Raw genomic sequence first — 20,014 nt, forward strand, 5'->3', positions numbered from 1 at the left:
TCGACCGAAACAGCCGACCGCCGCAGCGCGGCGGGCCATTCTCGCGACATTCACTGGATGCCGCACCGACATGGCCTCTATATCGGTCATAAGCCTGGCAACGCCAGGCGCGATCTCCCGGAGGCGGAACGCGCTTCCACATTGCGCTGTAGTGCAGCCGGAGGGAGATCGTCACACCTGAAGCACGATGTGCTGAGGGTGTCCTATGCCGGGGTTTGGGGGTGGCAGCCCCCATTGCGGGCGTGGCCCGCACACCACGGCTACGTCAGTCGCCGTCACTACCCCTGCATGATCAGGGGTAGTGACGGCGACAACCGAGCATTCTCCCATCCGCTGTAAAGGGGCGACTTCAGCCAAGTCTGCGCGGAAGCACGACCTGTCAAACGAGATTGGCGCGGAGTGCCATACGAGTGCTGACAGGGCGTAGACAGGCGCCCTGTCCGTGACCCACGAGACGGGACACCCCGCCGAAAGGCACCACCGTTTAACAGAAAGGACTAGCCATGATTGGCATCAAGCTCGACCCGGCAGAGCCGGACCACAGACCAACCGCACGGCCCTACGGGCACGGCAGAGGTAGCCGCAGGAGGCAAGCAGAAACATGACCGCAACACCATCACGCAACCCCGTCAACGCACAACGGACCCGCGATGCGCGGCCCCAGATTGCAGGCAAGGAGACGACGAAAAGGACTAGCTGACCTGAGTACCCCGGCCCCAGCGCCCTAAGCGCGCCGTTCATTCCTGAGGGAAGTACGGCAGGCCATCAACACTTACCGATTCAATGAAAGACCACGGCCATGGATAACCTGGCCTTCAGCCTCCGGACGCTGTGCCAGCACAACGCCGACGGCTCCCACATGACCCGCGCGCAACGATCGCGCGGCCTGGACCTGATTGCGAGGGATCTACGGTCCCTCGGCTTCCGCCTGCCGGATGCAGGTTCACTGAAACCTAAGCACGTCCAGCGGCTCATCCTGCACTGGGAGCGCCAGGGCATCAGCAATGCGACCATGAAGAACCGCCTCGGCTGGATACGCTGGTGGGCTATGAAGACCAACAAACCGGGCCTGCTTCCCCGTGACAACAGCAAACTTGGCATCGGAGAGCGGCCGTCGTTCAAAGGGCAGCGCGCCGCTGTCACCCCCGCCGATCGGCGGGAACAGCTGCCGGAGCGGATGCAGCTAGCAATCCGGCTCCAGATGGCCTTCGGCCTTCGCTTGGAGGAGAGCCTGAAGTTCCGGGTTGAGGCTGCGGACAAAGGAACCATTCTGGTCATGCAGCCCTCGTGGACGAAGGGTGGCCGTGCCCGCACGATTCCGGTCTTGCATCAGCGCCAGCGGGACTTGCTCGACCAGGTACGCGACCTGGTCGGAGACAGTTCGCTGATTCCGGAGGGAATGAACTACATCCGATATCGGAAGCAGTTCGAGCGGCAGGCCCTTCAGGCGGGCATCAGCAACATGCACAAGCACCGGCATTGGTACGCCTGCTGGCGATATCGCACCCTTGCCGGTGTCGATGCACCGTGCCAGGGCGGGCCGCTTCACGATCAGCTGAATGACGCGGAACGGGAACGCCTTGACGCTGTCCGGCTCCAGATCAGCCACGAACTTGGGCATGGCCGGATCCACGTCACCAATACCTACCTGGGCCATCGCTGGGGCGGAAAGGGAGCACGATGAAGTCTCCCCTCGCCCCATTCCGGCCGGAGTTGCTGAACACCACAAAGGAGGCGCAGGATGCCTTGGCCAGGAAGCTTTATGCCGCTGTCGATGTGAAGGCAGCTATGCTGTCCGCTGCACGGGAAGGTCTTTCGGTCGTGGCGATCTCACCGGCTGCTCCCTTGGATCTCCGACATACGGAAGCGGCGCAGGTTCTGGTTCAATGGCTGACACAGGAGGGGATCGAATGCGACTGGCAAGAGCGATCGATCGTTTCCAAAAGTAGCGCCCTTTGGGCAGGCATTGCCTATGACTTGATAATCAGCTGGGGGCACAGCCGGGTGATACCCACCGGCTAAGGTTTGTACGCCTTTTCCTTCTTCTGGCTGAGTGCAGGTGCAAGCTGCTTAACTGGCTGTAGAGAAACACTGGGAGTCTGGGCGGGTGAATACCAGGAGCTGGTAATTTTCCGAGGAATCGACGGCTTCTGAGAGGGGGCCACAGCTGGCGCCTCCCGGGAGTGTTTGCGCAGCCTGAGATCCTGCAGCGCCCGTTGAGAGGTTTGCAGCCGCAGCTTGTCTGCATCATAAGCCTTGAGCAGCTCCGGCAACTGGCGCCGGGCCTGGCAAGATGCGAGGCGGTCTTTCCTGCTGCGTGATTTCAACCCTTTTCGAGAAAGGATGCTGCCTGGACGGCGCCCGAACGCTGTCTTCCGCGCGTTTCCAGCTAACTTCTGATAGAGCGCTTCATCACCGTGCTTGCTGCGGTAAAGCTCCATCCGCTCCAGCGCTTTGCTCGGGAAAAGATAAGCTTTATCCATTGCATTGTCTAAAGCAGCCTTGCTCTTGTTGTAATGATACTGGCTAAAAGCCAGATCACGTTCGTGCATTGCTTCAATCATCGGACTGCTCTGCATGTTAATCTCCTTTGCAGATCTTTCGTCTCGCCCTATAATTTCTTCATGACTGATCGTGGTGACTGGCTCGATAGATTTTGCGGATGGCTGGGCGCCTGGATTATATCGTTCCACCCCCGTAATCCGCTCCGCAGCTGGCTTGAGCGGGGCTGGGCGAAGCATGATGCTGCCATGGTGGCCTGGCGATGCCAGCGGCAACGGGAGCTGGCTATTGTCAACGCTGAGACGGAAGCGCTCCTGCATTGGGCGCCTCGGACGCTGACCAAAACCGATATTCACTGACACTGGGGGATGATGGATGGATCTGAGCTGATCCATTTCCTCCTGCAGCCGCGCTGCATCAATCGCGTTCCAATAGTCACGTTCACCCTCCGGGAGACCGAGAGATCGGTTGTAGCCCGGCCGGGTGCTGCCTTTGTCGATCGAGCGGTAATCAACGACACGCTCCGGTGAGCCTGCACCAGGACCGTTCCGAACGGTCTTGCTCTGACTTTCCGGAACGACGCCTCGGCGGTCCATAGCGATGGAACGCGGGCCTTCATGAATGGTCGGCTCCCGCTCGATCCCTTGTTTAGCTAAAGAGCGCCGGTCAATCCGGACGGCGACCCCTGCCCTTTCCAGTGCACGATTTGCATGAACCTCCCAAAGCTGGCGGATGCGTTCCGTGCTTCCGACATCACTCAGCCCAATGACACGGCGGCCGGTACGGATATCCCGATCCCGAACGACCAAATGGGCATGAGGATTGCGGGCATCCTTGCCCTTGTCGTGAAACGCTGCCAGCCAGGAGGCACGTCCCTTGGTCAGGTCTTCGGCGAAATCTCTTACCAGCTGCACCCGCTCTTCGGAGTCCAGCTCACGCGGCAGTGCCAGCATGATCTTGTCTGCGACGCGCCCGTTCTTGCGGTCTGTGACTTCCGCATCCGCCAGGAATTGTGCGGCCTTGGAGGGCTTCAGAGGCATCCTGCCCCCATCGATAAGACTGACGGCGGAGGGGCGGGAAATATACCGGATGTGGGCGGCCGCCGTGAACGGGCGGGCCTGGGTGGTTTTACCGATCGCACTGTGATGCAGGCTGAAAATCGCCACCACATGCTCCCTGAGCCGCATGGGTTTGCTCGGCAAACCCATAAGTGCGCTCTAGCCTCTGGATGGCAGCTTACCCAGGCACACTCAAAACGCAAGTATCCCCCCGTGGCGGCGATCGGGTAGAGCTTCAGGTGGCCCCGTACCCTTCGCCAAACCTCTGGGCTGCACCCTAAGTTCAGGACGCCCAGGGCGCCCTACTTTGCTCCGGAGAGGAGGCGTGTGAACCCTCGTCCCACGAGGTATGTGCCTTCGAGAAACATCTTCATCCCCCACGGGATGGTGATGATCAGAAGGCACACGAATGGCGACAGACCCATCTTGAAGAGCCCCTTGATAATGTCGGAAATTCCCTCAGCCATGCTTGACCCCCATAGGTTGAACCGGTGCTATCTGATAGGGATTGGTTCGTTCTGTCACGGGGCCTTTCATGGAATTTTTGGGGGTTGTGTTAATTCTGGTGATGGTGGCCGCCGCTGTCTGGATAAACCGCCAGGGAGGCATCCCCGGTATGTTGGCAAAGAGCCGTGCTTTATCCTTTCAGGCACCTGTACGTGGCCCTCTCTCCGGAGCGCCTTCTCGAACCAGCAGCCTGTCCTCCCGCCCTGCTGGAAACGCGGGTAATCGCTTCTCGCGCAAGGACCAGCTGGCCGACATAGACGCCTTCTATGGTAACGACCTGAACGCTTTGCAGCTCGTTGTGGGCGACCTCGTTCCCGAACTTATTCCAGCACCGAGTATGGCAAAGACCGGTGAAGCGGTGGCCTTGCGTCTTACGAAGGACAGGCCTCGCTCCGATGACACCTTGAGCCGCATCGTCTCAGGCGGCAGCCATGCCTATCTGGAGAAGGAGGCGGCCGTTGCGCTGCAAAAGTCCGTGCTGACGCGGACGCTACGAGACGCTTCCGACGCGGAACGCGCTACCCTGCGCCTGGCAGATATCCTGGCAGTGCTGGGGCGACTGGAGGCCCGTGAGGTAACTCAGGTTCGCCTGGCGATCATTTGGAACGATGGCAAATGCCTGTTGGAGACTGGCGTGCCCTCGTTTCAGACTGCCGATCGCACGGTGGAGCTGAGAGCCGGCATCAAGGATCTCGTGACGGCCCACGCGGGCGACCAGACATCCGCTGCAGAGCGGGTCCAGCAGGCCCTGCGTAAGGCCCTCGCTCCCACAAGCAGTGTTACGCCGGATGATCGGCAGGTTCTTGAACGGTATCTGTTTGGGGGCGCCCGGTGGTTCGTCCCTGAGGCAACTGATTTGGGCCTGCTTCCGAACGGACCCGCCAGCCCTACGGTCCTTCGGCTGGGCGGCCTCGAACAGGGCGGAGATCTGCTGTACGACCGCCCTGAGAGCCTTGCAACGATCGCAATGCCAGGGAGTGGCAAGTCGCAGGTGCAGGTCATCCGGAACCTCCTGCATTACCGGGGTGGCGCGCTGGTGCTGGATCCCAAGGGCGAAATCCATAGCACTACCGGTTCATGGCGGAATCGGGAGGTTGGGCCGGTGCAATGTTTTGCACCTGGTGAGCCCGAGATCTCGGCCGAGTTTAACCCTTTGGACTGGATCCGCGACGATCCCCGCCACGCGTGGGATGATGCGGAGCGCATCGCTGAACTGCTCGTAGTGCAGAATCCCAACGCGAAGGATCCCTACTGGGAAAAGCGAGGCTTGGCGCTGATCACGACCGCGCTGACGCATACGGCCCTGGCCGCTCCTCCGGAGCGCCGCAATATGAGCGATGTCCTGCTGCAACTTTACAGCATTTCGGACGAATCCGCGCGCCACCGTTGGGCCGCAGGCCTCGCAGACACGGGCCATGAGCAGCTTGTCCTTGAGGGGATGACGTTTCGGGACATGCCCTCTGAGCAGCGGGAGGGCGTCTTCGATAATGCGCGAACCCAGCTGAAGGTCTGGGTTTCTCCCGCAATTAAGGAGATCAGTCAGACGACCACAATCGACACATCTGCGCTCCGGAACGGAGGCACCCTGTACCTCTGCGTCAATGACGAGGACATTGAGCGCTATGCGACGGTTCTGAGAGCCATCATCGGTGTCTCGATGCGGGAACTGATGCGGAGCGGGCCAGACCGGAGCGCGCCGATCGTCACGTTCTTTATCGACGAGGCTCCTCGCTTGGGCCGCATGGATATCATCGAAAAGTCGATCGACTACGGACGTGGCTACGGCCTCCGGCTATGGCTGTTCGGGCAGAATATCGGGCAATTCAGACAGCGGTATCCCAACGCAGATGGAATGCTGTCGAACTGCATGGTGCGGTGCTTTATGAATCCGGACGAGGAAGACGCGCAGCGGCTGTCCAAACTGCTCGACCAGCGTGAGGGCCTTCTGGACGGGCGTCGAAAGGCTCTGGCTGAACCATGGGAGCTTCGTGGCCCGGAATATGCGGACAAGATCATTGCATTCATTGCACGGCACGATCCGGCAAAACTCGAGAAAGTCATGCCGCATGATGATCCGGTGTGTCGGGAGCGAATGGAGACCTCTGTACGCGATGCCTCCTGAGAAGTTTGCCGGGAACTCTGAAAATTGGCGCTACCCACTGGACGAGAACGGTGCGCCAAATTTCCTTAATCCCGAGGCTTCACAGACGCTTTTCTCGTTCGGTTTCGAGAGAGCTATGGACTAGGAAGGCGACTGCATGGGTTCGACTATTTAGGAAGCCCGAGAGAGCCTTTCCCCGTTTGGCGGGGATCGCCGACTCCGACAAAAAAATTAAATCAAATCAAGTTTAGAAACTGGAGGCATCGCCTCGTTTTAATAGTTTTACGTGTTTTATATAAGTTTTAATAAGTTATAGCCAAAAATAGACGAAATTTCCCTTTTATAACAAGCGCCTAGTCTCAGTAGGTGTCGGCGATGTACGGTCAAATGTCGGCGATAAACGGTTTGTCGTCGGCGATGTACGGTTTGTCGTCGGCGATGTACGGAAAATTGTCGGCGATAAACGGATCACGACAAAATGGTTGTTGGGCCGAAAGCAAGGCTCCAACGCATTTTTGTCGTCGGCAATGTACGGATGAAGCAAGAATTTTGTCGTCGGTAATGTACGGACACTCACGACAAAATCACCCTTCAGCCACAGCAAGTGGCTGATCTGAGCTGTTTGCCGCGTCGTTCCGGCGCTTCATGATCAGCATCACATCATCCCTCCCCTCCTCTAGGGTGAGATCGTAGTCCGGCATAGGAAACGCCTGCGTCCGAGTGACGAACTCCCGCAGGTCGTAGGCGAATTTCCGGAACTCCTGCGTCGAACCACTGCGTTTGTGGACCTCCCGCACGCTGTACTTGGCCTCGGTCTTCCCGGCCGCGCGACGCGCCAGGCGGTAGATGAAGCGGCCGAGGCCTGAGCTTATGAGGAAGTAATCGTGGTGGAGCGTCAGGAGCGGTAGTGTCTTCTCGTTGCGCACGACGCTGGTATAGACCCAGTCGGGGATGGTGATCTCGATGGTGTCAATCTTATTGGCGCCGGTTCGGCTGACGACGCTGTAGCCGCCAATGAGGGGGCGGCTGTCGACCGCTCGGCGCTTTCCGCCGGAGAGATTGATCACTTTGATGATTGTATGTTGCAAGCGGTCTAGTGCGGCCTCCAGATCCTCATAGGACTTACCTCCATCGGATCTGCGGCAGAACTTGAGGATATGTGCGGCGCTCGGCCGGTAGGTCTTGGGAGGCAGCGAGGGGCGGAGACCCTTGGCATCGTTTCGCCGGTACTGCTGAACCTCCTCTGCCAGGTAAGACACCATATTGAGGAAGATGTCGTAGTCGAAGACGGTGGCAAGGCCGGTCTCCACGCCACCCTCCACGGTGATCAGGCTGTCCTTCAGCTCGAACTTCAGGATGCCCTTGCGGGCTTTCTTGCTGAGGGAAAAAGGTGCGACGTCCATCAGGTTGACGTCGTCCTTAAGCGGGGCGTCATAGATGGTCGGGACGAAGAACATCAGCTGGGCGTCGTCCTGGGGCGGTTCCCGCAGCACGCGACGGGGAGCGGTCTCCTGCATAAGGGCCGCTGCGATGTCCTCGCTGACGTTTCCGTGGCGGATCGCCTCCCCCAGGTTACGTAGAACCCTATTAAGCGGCCCTCCCCCCAGCTCTTCAAGCTTGAGGTCGGCCCAAACGCGGCGGCTGTAGTAGCGCCGGAGTCTGCTGAGGGCGTCCTTGTCGAGTTTTACCGCTTCGCGGGTGTTCTGCTCGGCAAATCGATCCGCCAGCTCTTGAAGATAATCGTTCTTCTGGTGGAGGGTGAGGGCGCCGAACTGGTCGCGGGGCAGCAGATCGAGCTTGGCAGGTTTCATGGGTGATTCATACCGCGAACGAGGTCTGTTCTCCAAACGATTTTGGCAAATATGCCGTTTGCGGTTTAGCGTCTACCGCTTACGGTTTACCGTTAACCGCAGCGCCACACCCTACTTTTTCTCTTCAAATTCCTTGAGTGAAGGCTGACCGTGTTTGGCGAACATGAGGTCTACACCTTCCTGGAGGAAGTCGTTGATACGCTTGTCCTGGTCGAGTGCCATCTGCTTGAGGCGCTTCATGGCTGCCCGAGGTAGATAGACGGTCGCCTTCTCGATCGCGGGTTTGCTAGCGGGCGTAAATGCCACCACATTCTCTCCGCTTTGCGCGGCTGAGGTGTCGGTTGGCAGGTGTCCTGCGAGTTGCGCTTCAAGCGACACGGGTTTTTTGCTCATCGGCTTTACCTTCCATCTTGTTCAATGCCCATTGCAGCAACTCGCGGATTTCTGCAGCGGCTTTACCGTTCGCGTCACGCTCGGTGACCCCCTGCCCCATTGCCAATGCGTCGATATGATCCGCGCGGGTAGCAAGTGTGCTGCTTGCAACGACTCCACCGAGATTGAGCACACGGTAGGCATCCGAGGTCCGCATGGATTTTCCTGGCGGGCATTGGTTCAGCACAAAGGCAAAGGATTTACCGAGCTTGGTAAGACTGCCCACGGTGGCGCGGGTGGCTTCAATATCAGCGATACTGGGGCGTGCGGGGATTAAGCAAAGATCCGCGGCCTTCATCGCGGATATGGTTGCAGGAGTGTCGACACCGGCCGTGTCTATGACCAGAAGATCAATTCCCTGCTTGGCAAGCATGTCCATGGCGGCCGGAACTTGGTTCGCCTCGATGGCAGCCACCTGGGGAGCGTCCGCTTCGCGACGCTCATACCAGTTCTTTGCCGTCCCCTGAGGGTCGAGATCGATGATGTAGGTTTGGAGACCTGCCTCGGCCGCTGCGACGGCCAGGGAGACGGCCAGGCTGCTTTTGCCGGTTCCGCCTTTTTGGGTGACGAGTGCGATCGTTTTCATGAACGAATCCTCCTGCCGTTTACCGTACACCGCAAGAGGTTAACATCTTACTGCTTGAGTTAAACCGCAAACGGTGTGATGCGAACGGCACACTGTTTACCGTATACCGTAAAGCCTGTTTCAGGCGGACCGGCGGAGGAGGAGCTTGGCCACCACTGCTGAAGTCTTGTTTTCGTAACTTCCGGTGGCCAGCTGCTTCAGGTGCGCGCGAAGCCACTCCTCATCCAGCAGCTCCCAGCCTTGGATCTTAAAATGCTCCCGCAGCCGGTCACGGTCCCCTGCGGTCTTGAAACGACCACAGGCCATCCCCAAGGTTACCGTCGGGTGCGCGGCGCAGGCGCCAAGTTCTGTGAACTGCAGTCCCAGGCGGTTGAGAACGACCTGGCGGAGGGTTGCGTCGGTGAATAGCTTGTAGCGGCTCGCGTACCTAGCACCTTCATCCATCAAATCTGTGGCGGAAACGCCAGTGCTATCGAGGTAGCTCTTGCACTCAATCACGCGCAGGGTGTTCGTCAATGGGACGTAAGCCACTACGTCTAGCTCCCATCGCGGCGCGCTAGTCCGGCCAATCAAGGCTTTCTCTTCCTTGGTGAGGGAAACCTTCACCTCGGTCTGTGTCCAGCACCCTTCGCTCCAGAGCGCATCGCTCACCAGCTGTTCGAAAGCATCCACGTCTCAGACCCTTAGTTGGTTTTAGTGCTGGCCAACCCACTGGCAATGCCTCCTACATTTTACGGCATACGGCATACGGCATACGGGAAAATGCCATGAGCTGATGTTGGTGGCGCCCGTAAGGGGGGAGGCTTCGTAAGTGACACGACTTCCACCCAACGCCGCAAGCACTTGTTTGCGACTTGCTGCACCGCCCGTTAGCAGAGGCAAAGGCTATGGAGATAGCCTTTGCCCGATTGTTATAGATAGACGATCACATAATGGTATTTGACCCCTGTGAAGAGAAGCTTTGCGTTCTGGTTGTCGATGAAACCATGTCCGTAATGTTCGATTTTAATTAGCATGTGAAACTCCTTTTGTTGATCACATACCTATTTATGAAAATCGCAGTTTTGGCCGGAGACGGTGGCCACCGGGCAAAGAAGGGACACTGCAGCGCATCACCGTTAGAGGAGGGAAGGGGAGTGCTGCCTGCCCAACACGGGTCGGCGCGGGCATGGCATGGCATGGCATGGATGGCCTCACCTCTCACGCTTACAGATGCTCCTCCTCCTAAAGGAGCATCACCGAAAGCGGCCCCGAGAGGGGCACGAGAAGCCCGTTCGTCATAACGACGGTATGCCGTAAACGGTAAACCGTTCCAAATCCGATCATCTAGCTGCCGAGTATCCTCGACGGATCTTAGACTGCTGCAGATTTGCGATGGCGGCTTTGGCATCATCGGGATCCCGATAGTTGCCGAGGCGAACTTGGCCACCTCTGCCGATACGGCCCCACTCCCGTACCACCGACCACTCGCCGAATAACGTCGGTTGCACGCTCATGACGTAGTAGCGGGCCATGTTGCGATCCTTGTCAACGCGGGTGAGGTAAACAGCCGTCACTCTTTCGGCTCCGCCTTACCCCGCGCCCGCGGGAAATAATTGTAGAACCCGGATCGGCTAAGGCCCAACCGCTTTGCAATCTGCGCCACCGGGATGGTCCCGGCCGCCAGCATAGCCTTACCCGCCTCAACATCGGCCTCGGACAGCTTTGAGGGGCGTCCGCCCTTGCGACCCCGGGCGAGGGCGGCTTTTAGGCCTTCCATGGTGCGTTCCCGATTGAGGTCCAGAAAATACTCGGCCATGGCGCCATGCATCTGGAGCGCGAAACGTCCGTGAGCGGTCTCGCTGTCAAATTGCTCGGTCAGGCTCTGAAACTTGACGCCATCATTCCGAAGCTTGTCGATCGTCCGCATCATCTCGACGAGAGAGCGGCCCAAGCGATCCAGCTTCCAAACGACGAGAACATCCTCCGGTCGAAGGTAGGCGAGGGCAGCTTCAAACTCCGGCCGTTTGGTCCCGGCTTTGCCGGACTTCTTCTCCTCGAAGATCTTCTCGCATCCGGCTTTCCGCAGCGCGTCGCGCTGGAGGTCCAGGTTCTGGTCGAGCGTTGAGACGCGGGCATATCCGATAAGCATGTCCAGATTCTCTGCCAGCAGCGTTTGTTGGTCAATAGAATTGTGGACACATTTTCTGGACATCCTGCGTCGGCATCAACGCCGTAGAACAGATCCTCTCGCGATCTATCCAACAAACGGTCGTTTTCCGGACATGCCTGTGCATGATCAATCCGGGGATAAGGCTGCCTTAAGTTGTAGAGTTGCTGTGGTTGAAGTACTTTAGAACGAGGAGCCCCTATGAACGAAATCCTCGCCAAGCTTTCCTCGTACGACATCTTCGTAAACCTGGTGCCGGGCGCGCTGTTCTTCTTCTTTCTGTCTGTGTCAGGAATCTACACGCTTGGACCCAACACCGTCATCGGCGAGCTAGTGGTCTACTACTTCATCGGCCTCGTCATCAGCCGGATTGGATCTGTGGTAATCGAGCCGATCCTCAAAGGGTGCCGGATCATCAAATATGGTGCCTACTCTGATTTCGTCCGAGCTTCCGACAAAGATCCGAAGATCCAGATCCTTTTGGAAGCCAGCAACCTATTTCGTACGCTGCTGGCGTTGGTTCTGGTTTGCGCCATTGCCTATAACTGGAATGCGATCCGTGCAGCGGCCGGACTCTCGGATTGGGCATGGGTAATGATCTGCTGTGCCCTGCTGGTGCTGCTGTTCCTTATATCGTTCCGCAAACAGAACGGCTTCATCAGTAAGCGCGTTAGCCACCATTCGGAACCAAAGGATACGTGACATGCAGATCCGGATCTTCGATGTCGAGCATGGCGGTTGTGCATTGGTTTCGACCGATAACGGCAAGCACCTGCTGATCGACGCAGGGCATAATTCTACCACTGGCTGGCGTCCCTCGGTTTATCTGCCGCAGAACGGAATCTATCAGTTGGAGCGGGTTATCATCAGCAACATGGATGAGGACCACGCCAGCGATCTGCACAATCTGCGTCAGACTGTTTCTATCAACGCTATTTACAAGAATCCGACCGTTTCAGGGGAGGCCATCCGCTATCTCAAGGGGCAAAATAACATTGGGCCGGGCATTGATGCGCTAGCCGACATGATGAACACGTTTCGTGGAACCGCGCCAGCCGCGCCAGATCTTGGCGGTATCACGTTCGACTTCTTCTGGAATGATTACCCAAGAGAATTCGACGACGAGAATAATCTCAGCATGGTCAGCATTCTACGTTATCCGGGCCTGAATGTCTGCTTCCCCGGTGATATGGAAGTTCAAGGTTGGCGCAAACTATGGGAGCGACAGGATTTCCGCATTGCCATGTCAAACGTACATGTTCTCGTGGCCTCCCATCACGGCCGCGAAAACGGATGCTGCCCCGAACTATATGACTACGGGTGGAAGCCCCAGGTGACAATTATCTCCGATTCGGGCATCCAATATGCGACCCAGGAGACAGTGGCTTGGTATCGCGCGCGCACCCAGGGCGTGACGCTGAACGGCAAAGTCCGTCGCGTCCTTACCACAAGAAGGGATGGGCGCATGCTGATCACCGCAGCGCCGCACGAAGCCTATGTCGAGGTCGGGTTATAGGATCGGAAACTAGGTCAGCGCTAGTATAGGGTGGCTATTGCGAACCCCGTACTCGGCTTAAAGGATCTTGTACGGTATTTGGCCGAGCGCCTGTATAAGGGTTGGAGGACGAACAAACCTATCCCGCATGTAGGATGCGGCACTAGATGCCTTCATCGTAAAAAGCAGTCATTGCTGTCGCAAACCAGAAAAGCTGATCCTCGCTAAAGTCATCCCGGACCCACTCCGGGAGGCTGTTGCGAGGGAACTGCAATTTTGCCAGCGCTGTCGCCAGATGCTGAATCTTGGCATTGATCCGAGCCTCAATACCGGCGGCACCAATCCCGCTACCAAGAGCTTTCGCCAGAGCGAGCAGGACTTCCAGGAAAACAAATTGAGTAGTTTCCATGGCGTCAGGTTGGCCGATAAAGGCCCAGAACTCTTTGCCAATACACCTGTAGACCCGCACGGACTGCGTTTCTTTGTCAACAAGAATACCTGGCTTGTGGACGGGATCTTCTTCCTGGAACCCCTGTTCAAGCAACTTGACGAGGATTTGGTTTTCCTTGTTGTTCGTCGTACGATCCGTTCCGTAGGTCAACCCAAGCACAACATCAAGTTCTGTCACTCCAGGATAGTTCTGCTTCGTATCGGCCATCCACGATTTGTAGTTGGTCACGATGGCGTGGGTCATGCCCGCAACTTGGGTGTCATTGATCGTGTTGGGACCACTCTTGATCGACGTCAGGAACCGTCGGCTCCCGACAACACAGGAACGGTCGATTTCCCGCCATACGGAACCCACACGCTGCTGGGCTCGCTCCTCCCGGCTCAAACCTTTTAGCTTCGCAAACTCGGCGACCTTCTCAGGTGCATCGGTCCATCGATGCGTGGCCTGGACCGGATATTGACCTACGAAGGCAGCTTCGATCTGTTTTCCGAAGGAGGTTTCCAGAGCCATGTAAAGCTTGCTGTTGAACAGGAAGTCTCCGAATTTTTCCGGATTGCCAAGATTCATGACGCTGGCTGACGTCAGCAGGACATAAGGGTTCGTTCGATAGTCTGCGAGGCCGTTCCGGCGCTCGAACGCGGCGGGCAGATTTACGCTGATGTAGCTGACCAAAGCGTCCGCGAGGGTATCCACACGGGTTTCATCAACGCTCTGGAATAACATAACAATTTCTTCCGCGTTAAAGACGTGACGCTTTGACTTCAGCGCTTTGAATAACGGGTTGGTACGTGCGGGCAAAGCCATAGAATTTCCTACATTGCGCTGGTTCGTCGAAGAGTTTGGGGCGCCTCGTATGCGGCATGGTCGTTCTCTTGACCGTCATTCCAGACGACAGTCTCGCCTTTCCTGAACCATTGCCGGGTTCGAACATGGGATTGGACGTAGACGACTCTGTACTCCTTAGCCTCCTTGCCACTCCGTTTCCAATCAAGAGCGGCTAAACGGTCCATCTCCTTGGCCACCACCTCACCGGCAACCTCACCAAGTCGCACCGGCACAGCATTACCGATCTGCGCGTACTGCTGCTGGACCTTTCCTCGGAACTCCCAATCAGTCGGAAACTCTTGGATAGCTGCGTATTCTTTCAGTGAGAGTGCACGCACCTCTTCCGGATGGCATAGCGACGTGCTCGCGTGGTTAGGCATGGTGACAAGAGTAGGGCAGGGGAGGTCATAGCTTAATCTGCGCCACCATCCCGAACGCCCGCCCTTGGCAAACCACGCTCTTCCCATCGACTCCTGCTGCACTTCTACCGGGAGGCTACGCCAGTTAGAACCCGGTGGTACCAGTGCCAAAAAACCCTTTTTACGCGGGCTGAAGTCCATGATGAGGCTGCCTGGATCATTCAGATGGGCAATAGCATCTCCCAGGGTTTTCCAAGGCTTTAGAAGTTTTGGCTCATCGAAAAGGGTTCTGACGTTGTCGGGAACTTGCGGGCCATGCGTAGGATCAGGGAAGTCGACAGCTGTATTGAAACGGTTCCCGATGAAGATAGCGCGTTCACGAAGCTGGGGAGCACCATAGTTGACGGCGTTCACCTCAAAACAATCCATATGATACGGGCTACCAGGGATTTTCTGGAGGTCTTCAGCAAAAAGGCGCACCACAGAGCCCGGCAGCTCGTCGGCTTCAAGGGGAAGTCCTTTCCGCTCTGCTATCGGCCTGTGGCGCAACGCGGCGGATAGCAGCCCCCGTACGTTCTCCATGATGAAGAATTTGGGGCGTATGGCTTCGATGAAACGGAGGTATTCCCAAAGTAAGGTCCCGCGCGGGTCCTGGACGCCAGCTCTTCGACCAGCAGTGCTAAAGGACTGGCACGGCGGCCCCCCCACGACCAGGTCTACCTCACCAGGCTTTAGGCCGCATTCCTGAAGGATCGCAAGCGGATCAAAGTTAGTGATGTCGCCTTCATAGATTTTCAGGTTCGGGTGCAGACGCCCGGCAGCATGATTGGCGCGGATCGTGTCACAGAAGGACCGCTCTTTCTCAACACATGCGAGCACCTCGAAACGGCCGGTTGCCTCTAACCCGAGATCCAGCCCCATTGCTCCTGAGAACAGGGATATCACGGTGTACTTCCTGTGATTCCCTGGGGAGCTGTTCGCTTCTCGATTGGCCATGCTCGTCTTTCACTTGATTCGCTATCATCTAGCGGTAACGAATCGAGATCGACAAGAACAAAGTCCATCGTCGTCCGGGTAGCGCACAGGCATGTATGCAGCGAGTGCACATTTCCTAGGCATCCTTAGAGCAACGAGACCAGGCGCTCACTCACTCGGTTTGCCTTATATCCTTGTTGCCGCTCAAATAGCGCACCGGCTTAATACTGAATCATGCACGCGCCCATCGCCTGGCGTACGGTCAGGCTCCCCGCACAGGGCGTGCGCATTGCGTTGGCGACGCACGTCTTGATCGATACGGAATGCTGCGAGTAGTCCGTTCCCGTGACCATACCAGTGCCTTTGATTAGGTCGCTTACCAGATCGCCACGATCCAGAGGCCTGGCGCTGTTGTAGGATTCGCACGAACTGTCTGCTGTCAATCCACTAAAGCCGGGTGAAGCGGAGCCTGAAGAAGAGCGCCGTTTACCCTTTAGCTTAGGTTCAAGGTCAAACTTCACGGAGGTTGCAATCGATACGATCCCGATCGCGGAGGGTTCGTACCGCTCACATTGGTCAAAGTGTAGCTTAAGCTTTCCGCGAAAATCGCTCGGGAATGTTATGCGCTGGTGCGCCCACTTATCGTCGTTCTCTTCCCGCTCATACGCAACGTAGTTGTCGATATAGGCGAGGCGGTCATCGTCGCTTAAGGAGAGGTAATCCGCACAAGATAGGTATTCCGGCTTTTCGGGGCCGCCGCATGACGCCAATACTGGGAGTAGAAACATCAGTACAAATAAAAATAGGGGCATTCTTCCCTCAAAACAGCAGGGCTCAAACTACCTACCGCTTCATCACCTTGTTCCAGTCAATCGTATGTCCGGCCGCCTCCAATTCGCGAGCAAGCGCCGATTTCCAACCGCCATTATCATCCATTGCTTCCCAGACCACTCCGGCAAAATCACTGGGGATCTCAACAGTCCCACGCTTAAGAGCGCAAACGTTTTCACGGCCTAGGTGCGCCATGAAGTAGCCGAGCTCAAGCAGCACATTCTGCCGGACGCGGGGTTCAGGCGTACCGCCCTTGGCGCAGCCCTCATCATCCGGGGTAAGCAGGATGACCGCAAAGCTGACGTCGCGGTTCGCCTCGATCTTCTCGATAATTGTCCGGCTGCGGTTGGCCTGCTCGTGCAGAACGATCGGTTTGAACCCGATCCTCTCCAGATACCGAGCAACAGTCTCCCTGGCCTCGCCATCGTGACCGTGAACCACAAAGATCCGATTAGTCAGGGGCCGTACAAGCTTTGGCGCGGTTTGGCCGCGACTTAAGACATAGGTTTTATAATCACGGTTGAACGGCACGATGACCTGGCGGGTCACTGCGCTGATGTTCTTCATGATGTTGCTACCGGCGTAAAAGAAGGTGTGCCCGAAATCCGCCATCTCATCTGGTTTCTCCGCAAATCGCCAGATGAGGAGCAGGGTCAGACCTAGTACCTTCTCGTGTTCCTCAGGCCATGCCAACACGTCGCTGCCGAGCATTGCCCCTCCAATCTCTTGACTGGCCAGGAAGGCATCGAGATCGAGATCAGCGGTGAGCTCGGCATTTGCTGCTTCAAAGTCAGAGCTGCGTAATAGGCGAGCCAATGTCTTTAGGGGCCGGTCATAGCTTTGCAGCTGCGCATTCTGCAGATCGAGCACGGCATTGTTGATCTCTGTGAAAATGTCCGCGTAGTTCGCCATCAGGCACTGTCACCCGCTGCACGAGCTTCTGCCGCCTTATCCAGAATCCCTTGGCGATAAGTGTCCTTCAGTCCTTCAATGATCGAGGCTGCCATAGAGTTAGAGGAGTAGCTCCCTACCTTCTGATCAATGAGCGCTTCCACGTTGCTGATAGCGCTTTCGATACTGGCCGGGTCATGTGGGTCGAAACTGACTGCTCCGATCTCCCCATCCAGTTGACCGATAACCCGTTGAAGCTGGTCGAGCTCCTTGGTCAATTTATCCAGTCCTTTGATCATGTTCCCCTCCTACGGAGGACAAAGATATATCGGGTTCAATGGCAGGACTAGCGAGAAATCTACAGGAGCCCAACTCAGAATTGCAGTCAGGTAAGGGCATGTCATGCATGTGCCCGGTATGCCGGTCTGCCAGGATCATCATTCAGTGTTCGAATTCCCGCCGTTGATTCTATGGCAGTAATTGTGGACGCAGTCGCACTGAACGCTCTCTGCACGACCTGAGAATGGTCGGCACCCGACCTGTGCTTTGCGTCGAATCCCACCTTCGCCCAGCCTGGTCGGTGCCACGTCAACGGAGCGCACCCATGGACATGATTGAGTTCAGCATCTTCACGATCGGGATCAAGGCTAATGGCATCTACGGCCAAACCCTCGCCACCCTCTTTGCCATCCTTGTCCTTTTCCTCATCTACAAGCGACGCACATGAGGAGCGCTCCTATCTCCACAAGAAGGCAGGTGCAGGTCCCTGCAACCTTGCCTGACCGGCGAGGTCCGGGGGTAGCAACTGCAAGAGGGTTGGTGCGGCCGCAGGCGAAGCCGAGGCTCGGCCCTCTTGCGGGCGCGAGGGGCGGCGCCCCTGAGCTATTCCTGAGGTTTAGAAACCATCATTCTCTGCAGCTCACGCAGGAGCGTTGCGTTCTGTTCTCGGGTCTGGCGCAACTCTTCAGCGAGTCTTTCCACTGTCGCCTGATCGCTCTGACGTATCCCTTCTATCAACCTCTCCGAGGTTATCTGATCCCCCTGGCGCACCTCCTGAAGCATTTGTGCGGTTGCGGCGGATTCGGCTTCGCGCGCGGCCAACAGTTCCCTGGTGAGCGTCTCGATGGCCGGAACGGTCGGATCGGGCGAAAAATAGTTGATGGCGAGGGGAATAAAGGGGGTCAGAACAGCAATGCCAACCGCGATCATGCCGATCCGGACCGCCTTGTTTGCGGAGCGATCGGTCTTCGCCGAAGCTTCATCAAATTTTTCCAAGAAGGTATTGGCATCAGACTGAATCCGGGTAGCCACAGCGGAGGCGCTGGCCATTACCTCGAGCATCTGATCGAAGCGGGCGCTGATCTCCTCCAGCCGGTCATTAGTCTCGTAGATGGGATTCGGCGGAATCTCGATGTGGTTCAGTTGATCCGCAATACTCGGAAGATGCGGCTTTGGAAGGTTGATCGCGTCAATCAAAGATTGCTGTCGATCGAGCTGCTCGCGGATTGCTGCAGATGCAGGATTGCCGATCCCGGCGAGGCCCTGGAGGCGCTTCTGCATTTCCTTCATGTCATCCAGGATCTTCAGCGACAAATCCGGCAGCTTGTATCCCTTCAGCTGCTCGCTCACGTCGCCCAATGGAGACTTCAGGCCATTAAGCTTGGGGAGGGTCTTGCGTGGTCCTCTTGCGTCTGAATCGTCGTCATCTGCCACAGAATCTCTCCCTCGTCAGGAGCACCATAAATCAGTAGCCGGTTGCGAAACAGCTGGGACGGTTAGGTGAGAATGGATAATTTCGAGCGACATGGCGTCTCACAGGAGGGCGCCCGTGCGTTGAGATCAAGGCCGCCCTCTGAGGCCGTGACTTCACGGAATAGGAGACCTCCACAACCTTGTGAGCGGCAGCTAAAGCAAGGCGCCTGCGACAATTTGTGCGGTATCCACAGAAACTCGGTGATTTTCGCCCCAAAAACGCGGAAGCACTTAGGGTTTGTGCTACCTATGTTCCGTTGCCGTTGTGAGTCAGTTAACCATGTCAGGATTTTGTGGGTTAAAAGTTGCCGGTTATCCACAGGTAAAACTTGACTGACAAGGGGATAAATCCCTATAATCGCGCAGCGTCACATTCTTAGGGTTGATGTTCAAGAAGATCTTCTTTAAATAAAAAGCCGGTCGCACGTTTTGACACGTGGACCGGCTTTCTGTGTTTCCGGACGCTGGCTGTGGCCCCGGATAAAGGGGACACGGCGCGGCGCACAGCAACGGTGACACGTGGTGTGTAGGCCTCAGAAGCTGTTTGTCAACAGGCCACACACAGGAGCCTTCCTCATGGGACGCAGTAGTGGCGGTGGAAACCGCTTTAGACCGGGGCAGTCTGCCCCCTATTCAGGGCAGTACGGACTTGTCGGACCTCGTGGAGGTGTGCTGGGTCCAGAAGTGACGAGTGTCCAGGGAAAACCTCTCCCTCCGACGCCTAAGCCGCGACAGAGCTACGTGCTCGTCGATCCCAGCAACAATGGGTCGGGAAGGAAGCGGTGATGCGTCGTCGTGTTAGCTCCCCACTCTCCGCGAAGCTTGCTGCGGAGATCAAGCGGCTGGCTCGTGACACGGATCTCGTTCAGCATGAAATCGCTGCACAGCTCCGCGTCAACCAGGGACGGGTTAGCGAAGTCCTCTCCGGCAAGAAACCTGCTGAGGTTCATCCCTCTTGAGGCATGTGGAGCGGGCCCTTAAAGGGGCCCGCTTTTTTCATGTATGGGACTGCGCGGTTGTCTCCCGAGCTCAATAAGTTCTTCAAGCTCCGTGAGCTTCAACCTCAACATTCACATTCGGGAGCAGGTTGCCTCCTGCAACCCTGCCTGACCGGCGAGGTCCGGGGGTAGCAACTGCAAGGGGGTTGGTGCGGCCGCAGGCGAAGCCGAGGCACGGCCCCTTGCGGGCGCGAGGGGCAGCGCCCCTAAGCAATCGACCGAAACAGCCGACCGCCGCAGCGCGGCGGGCCATTCTCGCGACATTCACTGGATGCCGCACCGACATGGCCT

Annotated in this window: 22 protein-coding genes; 8 read left to right on the forward strand and 14 right to left on the reverse strand. The window is 57.2% G+C overall.

Annotated features, from left to right (window positions below; all coding sequences use genetic code 11):
• From LXM96_RS20740 to LXM96_RS20750, 3 genes are all read left to right on the forward strand, one after another.
• Window positions 1-339: hypothetical protein (locus tag LXM96_RS20740; RefSeq protein WP_240000460.1), on the forward strand; the 339-nt coding region annotated here is incomplete at its 5' end.
• Between the two features lie 460 nt (window positions 340-799).
• The gene (locus LXM96_RS20745; protein ID WP_240000461.1) at window positions 800-1,684 is read left to right on the forward strand and encodes a phage integrase N-terminal domain-containing protein; all 885 of its coding nucleotides are present in this window, start codon (window positions 800-802) and stop codon (window positions 1,682-1,684) included.
• On the forward strand, window positions 1,681-2,022 hold the full coding sequence (locus tag LXM96_RS20750; protein WP_240000462.1) for a hypothetical protein: 342 nt from the start codon (window positions 1,681-1,683) through the stop codon (window positions 2,020-2,022). The genes LXM96_RS20745 and LXM96_RS20750 overlap by 4 nt, the downstream gene beginning before the upstream one ends.
• Here the strand turns inward: LXM96_RS20750 and LXM96_RS20755 are convergent.
• Complete coding sequence (locus LXM96_RS20755) at window positions 2,019-3,668, reverse strand: MobA/MobL family protein (RefSeq protein WP_240000463.1); 1,650 nt, start codon at window positions 3,666-3,668, stop codon at window positions 2,019-2,021. The genes LXM96_RS20750 and LXM96_RS20755 overlap by 4 nt on opposite strands.
• Window positions 3,669-3,862: 194 nt before the next feature.
• A complete protein-coding gene (locus LXM96_RS20760) occupies window positions 3,863-4,027 on the reverse strand; it encodes a hypothetical protein (RefSeq protein ID WP_240000464.1) in 165 nt (54 codons plus the stop codon).
• Between the two features lie 68 nt (window positions 4,028-4,095).
• On the opposite strand from LXM96_RS20760, the gene LXM96_RS20765 reads away from it, so the two are divergent.
• Window positions 4,096-6,189: a type IV secretory system conjugative DNA transfer family protein gene (locus LXM96_RS20765; RefSeq protein WP_240000465.1), complete on the forward strand. Its 2,094-nt coding sequence runs from the start codon at window positions 4,096-4,098 to the stop codon at window positions 6,187-6,189.
• 563 nt (window positions 6,190-6,752) lie between these two features.
• On the opposite strand, the gene LXM96_RS20770 is transcribed toward LXM96_RS20765, so the two are convergent.
• The 6 genes from LXM96_RS20770 to LXM96_RS20795 form a co-directional block, all read right to left on the reverse strand.
• Window positions 6,753-7,979: a replication initiator protein A gene (locus tag LXM96_RS20770; RefSeq protein WP_240000466.1), complete on the reverse strand. Its 1,227-nt coding sequence runs from the start codon at window positions 7,977-7,979 to the stop codon at window positions 6,753-6,755.
• A gap of 111 nt (window positions 7,980-8,090) precedes the next feature.
• Window positions 8,091-8,372 (reverse strand): ribbon-helix-helix domain-containing protein, encoded by a 282-nt coding sequence (locus tag LXM96_RS20775; protein WP_240000467.1) that lies wholly within the window; start codon window positions 8,370-8,372, stop codon window positions 8,091-8,093.
• Complete coding sequence (locus LXM96_RS20780; RefSeq protein ID WP_240000468.1) at window positions 8,347-8,997, reverse strand: AAA family ATPase; 651 nt, start codon at window positions 8,995-8,997, stop codon at window positions 8,347-8,349. Before LXM96_RS20780 ends, LXM96_RS20775 begins: the two co-directional genes overlap by 26 nt.
• 120 nt (window positions 8,998-9,117) lie before the next feature.
• A complete protein-coding gene (locus tag LXM96_RS20785; protein WP_240000469.1) occupies window positions 9,118-9,669 on the reverse strand; it encodes a hypothetical protein in 552 nt (183 codons plus the stop codon).
• A 650-nt stretch (window positions 9,670-10,319) separates the two neighbouring features.
• Window positions 10,320-10,553, reverse strand: coding sequence for a WGR domain-containing protein (locus LXM96_RS20790; protein ID WP_240000470.1), 234 nt, complete (start codon window positions 10,551-10,553; stop codon window positions 10,320-10,322).
• Window positions 10,550-11,128: a recombinase family protein gene (locus LXM96_RS20795; RefSeq protein ID WP_240000471.1), complete on the reverse strand. Its 579-nt coding sequence runs from the start codon at window positions 11,126-11,128 to the stop codon at window positions 10,550-10,552. Before LXM96_RS20795 ends, LXM96_RS20790 begins: the two co-directional genes overlap by 4 nt.
• A 219-nt stretch (window positions 11,129-11,347) precedes the next feature.
• Here LXM96_RS20795 and LXM96_RS20800 point away from each other — a divergent pair, with 219 nt between their 5' ends.
• Both LXM96_RS20800 and LXM96_RS20805 read left to right on the forward strand, forming a co-directional pair.
• Window positions 11,348-11,848, forward strand: a complete 501-nt coding sequence (locus LXM96_RS20800; RefSeq protein WP_240000472.1) for a hypothetical protein — start codon at window positions 11,348-11,350, stop codon at window positions 11,846-11,848.
• Between the two features lies 1 nt (window position 11,849).
• Entirely contained in the window at window positions 11,850-12,662 is an 813-nt protein-coding gene (locus LXM96_RS20805; RefSeq protein WP_240000473.1) for a ComEC/Rec2 family competence protein, read from the forward strand.
• A 142-nt stretch (window positions 12,663-12,804) separates the two neighbouring features.
• On the opposite strand, the gene LXM96_RS20810 is transcribed toward LXM96_RS20805, so the two are convergent.
• The 5 genes from LXM96_RS20810 to LXM96_RS20830 all read right to left on the reverse strand — a co-directional run bounded on the left by LXM96_RS20810 (window position 12,805) and on the right by LXM96_RS20830 (window position 17,272).
• Window positions 12,805-13,896: a PmeII family type II restriction endonuclease gene (locus LXM96_RS20810; RefSeq protein WP_240000474.1), complete on the reverse strand. Its 1,092-nt coding sequence runs from the start codon at window positions 13,894-13,896 to the stop codon at window positions 12,805-12,807.
• A gap of 8 nt (window positions 13,897-13,904) precedes the next feature.
• A complete protein-coding gene (locus tag LXM96_RS20815; RefSeq protein ID WP_240000475.1) occupies window positions 13,905-15,221 on the reverse strand; it encodes a DNA cytosine methyltransferase in 1,317 nt (438 codons plus the stop codon).
• Between the two features lie 251 nt (window positions 15,222-15,472).
• The gene (locus tag LXM96_RS20820; RefSeq protein WP_240000476.1) at window positions 15,473-16,063 is read right to left on the reverse strand and encodes a hypothetical protein; all 591 of its coding nucleotides are present in this window, start codon (window positions 16,061-16,063) and stop codon (window positions 15,473-15,475) included.
• A gap of 31 nt (window positions 16,064-16,094) precedes the next feature.
• On the reverse strand, window positions 16,095-16,994 hold the full coding sequence (locus LXM96_RS20825; protein ID WP_240000477.1) for a TIR domain-containing protein: 900 nt from the start codon (window positions 16,992-16,994) through the stop codon (window positions 16,095-16,097).
• Window positions 16,994-17,272: a hypothetical protein gene (locus LXM96_RS20830; protein WP_240000478.1), complete on the reverse strand. Its 279-nt coding sequence runs from the start codon at window positions 17,270-17,272 to the stop codon at window positions 16,994-16,996. The genes LXM96_RS20825 and LXM96_RS20830 overlap by 1 nt, the downstream gene beginning before the upstream one ends.
• A 305-nt stretch (window positions 17,273-17,577) precedes the next feature.
• On the opposite strand from LXM96_RS20830, the gene LXM96_RS21695 reads away from it, so the two are divergent.
• Window positions 17,578-17,700, forward strand: coding sequence for a hypothetical protein (locus tag LXM96_RS21695; protein WP_262913786.1), 123 nt, complete (start codon window positions 17,578-17,580; stop codon window positions 17,698-17,700).
• A gap of 155 nt (window positions 17,701-17,855) precedes the next feature.
• On the opposite strand, the gene LXM96_RS20835 is transcribed toward LXM96_RS21695, so the two are convergent.
• Window positions 17,856-18,686, reverse strand: a complete 831-nt coding sequence (locus LXM96_RS20835) for a hypothetical protein (protein ID WP_240000479.1) — start codon at window positions 18,684-18,686, stop codon at window positions 17,856-17,858.
• A gap of 824 nt (window positions 18,687-19,510) precedes the next feature.
• On the opposite strand from LXM96_RS20835, the gene LXM96_RS20840 reads away from it, so the two are divergent.
• Window positions 19,511-19,684, forward strand: a complete 174-nt coding sequence (locus LXM96_RS20840; protein WP_240000480.1) for a helix-turn-helix domain-containing protein — start codon at window positions 19,511-19,513, stop codon at window positions 19,682-19,684.
• Window positions 19,685-20,014 lie beyond the last annotated feature (330 nt).

Origin of the sequence: Rhizobium halophilum (genome assembly GCF_021648825.1) — a bacterium.
GTDB classification, from domain to species: domain Bacteria; phylum Pseudomonadota; class Alphaproteobacteria; order Rhizobiales; family Rhizobiaceae; genus Neorhizobium; species Neorhizobium halophilum.

Bases quoted from the DNA above. Each gene is read 5' to 3' on its own strand.
- LXM96_RS20840 (WP_240000480.1), top strand. From the start codon at position 19,511: ATGCGTCGTCGTGTTAGCTCCCCACTCTCCGCGAAGCTTGCTGCGGAG.
- LXM96_RS20780 (WP_240000468.1), bottom strand. From the start codon at position 8,997: ATGAAAACGATCGCACTCGTCACCCAAAAAGGCGGAACCGGCAAAAGC.
- LXM96_RS20800 (WP_240000472.1), top strand. From the start codon at position 11,348: ATGAACGAAATCCTCGCCAAGCTTTCCTCGTACGACATCTTCGTAAAC.
- LXM96_RS20810 (WP_240000474.1), bottom strand. From the start codon at position 13,896: ATGGCTTTGCCCGCACGTACCAACCCGTTATTCAAAGCGCTGAAGTCA.
- LXM96_RS20830 (WP_240000478.1), bottom strand. From the start codon at position 17,272: ATGATCAAAGGACTGGATAAATTGACCAAGGAGCTCGACCAGCTTCAA.
- LXM96_RS20825 (WP_240000477.1), bottom strand. From the start codon at position 16,994: ATGGCGAACTACGCGGACATTTTCACAGAGATCAACAATGCCGTGCTC.
- LXM96_RS20765 (WP_240000465.1), top strand. From the start codon at position 4,096: ATGGAATTTTTGGGGGTTGTGTTAATTCTGGTGATGGTGGCCGCCGCT.
- LXM96_RS20760 (WP_240000464.1), bottom strand. From the start codon at position 4,027: ATGGCTGAGGGAATTTCCGACATTATCAAGGGGCTCTTCAAGATGGGT.
- LXM96_RS20745 (WP_240000461.1), top strand. From the start codon at position 800: ATGGATAACCTGGCCTTCAGCCTCCGGACGCTGTGCCAGCACAACGCC.
- LXM96_RS20795 (WP_240000471.1), bottom strand. From the start codon at position 11,128: ATGCTTATCGGATATGCCCGCGTCTCAACGCTCGACCAGAACCTGGAC.
- LXM96_RS20770 (WP_240000466.1), bottom strand. From the start codon at position 7,979: ATGAAACCTGCCAAGCTCGATCTGCTGCCCCGCGACCAGTTCGGCGCC.
- LXM96_RS21695 (WP_262913786.1), top strand. From the start codon at position 17,578: ATGGACATGATTGAGTTCAGCATCTTCACGATCGGGATCAAGGCTAAT.
- LXM96_RS20820 (WP_240000476.1), bottom strand. From the start codon at position 16,063: ATGCCCCTATTTTTATTTGTACTGATGTTTCTACTCCCAGTATTGGCG.
- LXM96_RS20805 (WP_240000473.1), top strand. From the start codon at position 11,850: ATGCAGATCCGGATCTTCGATGTCGAGCATGGCGGTTGTGCATTGGTT.
- LXM96_RS20750 (WP_240000462.1), top strand. From the start codon at position 1,681: ATGAAGTCTCCCCTCGCCCCATTCCGGCCGGAGTTGCTGAACACCACA.
- LXM96_RS20775 (WP_240000467.1), bottom strand. From the start codon at position 8,372: ATGAGCAAAAAACCCGTGTCGCTTGAAGCGCAACTCGCAGGACACCTG.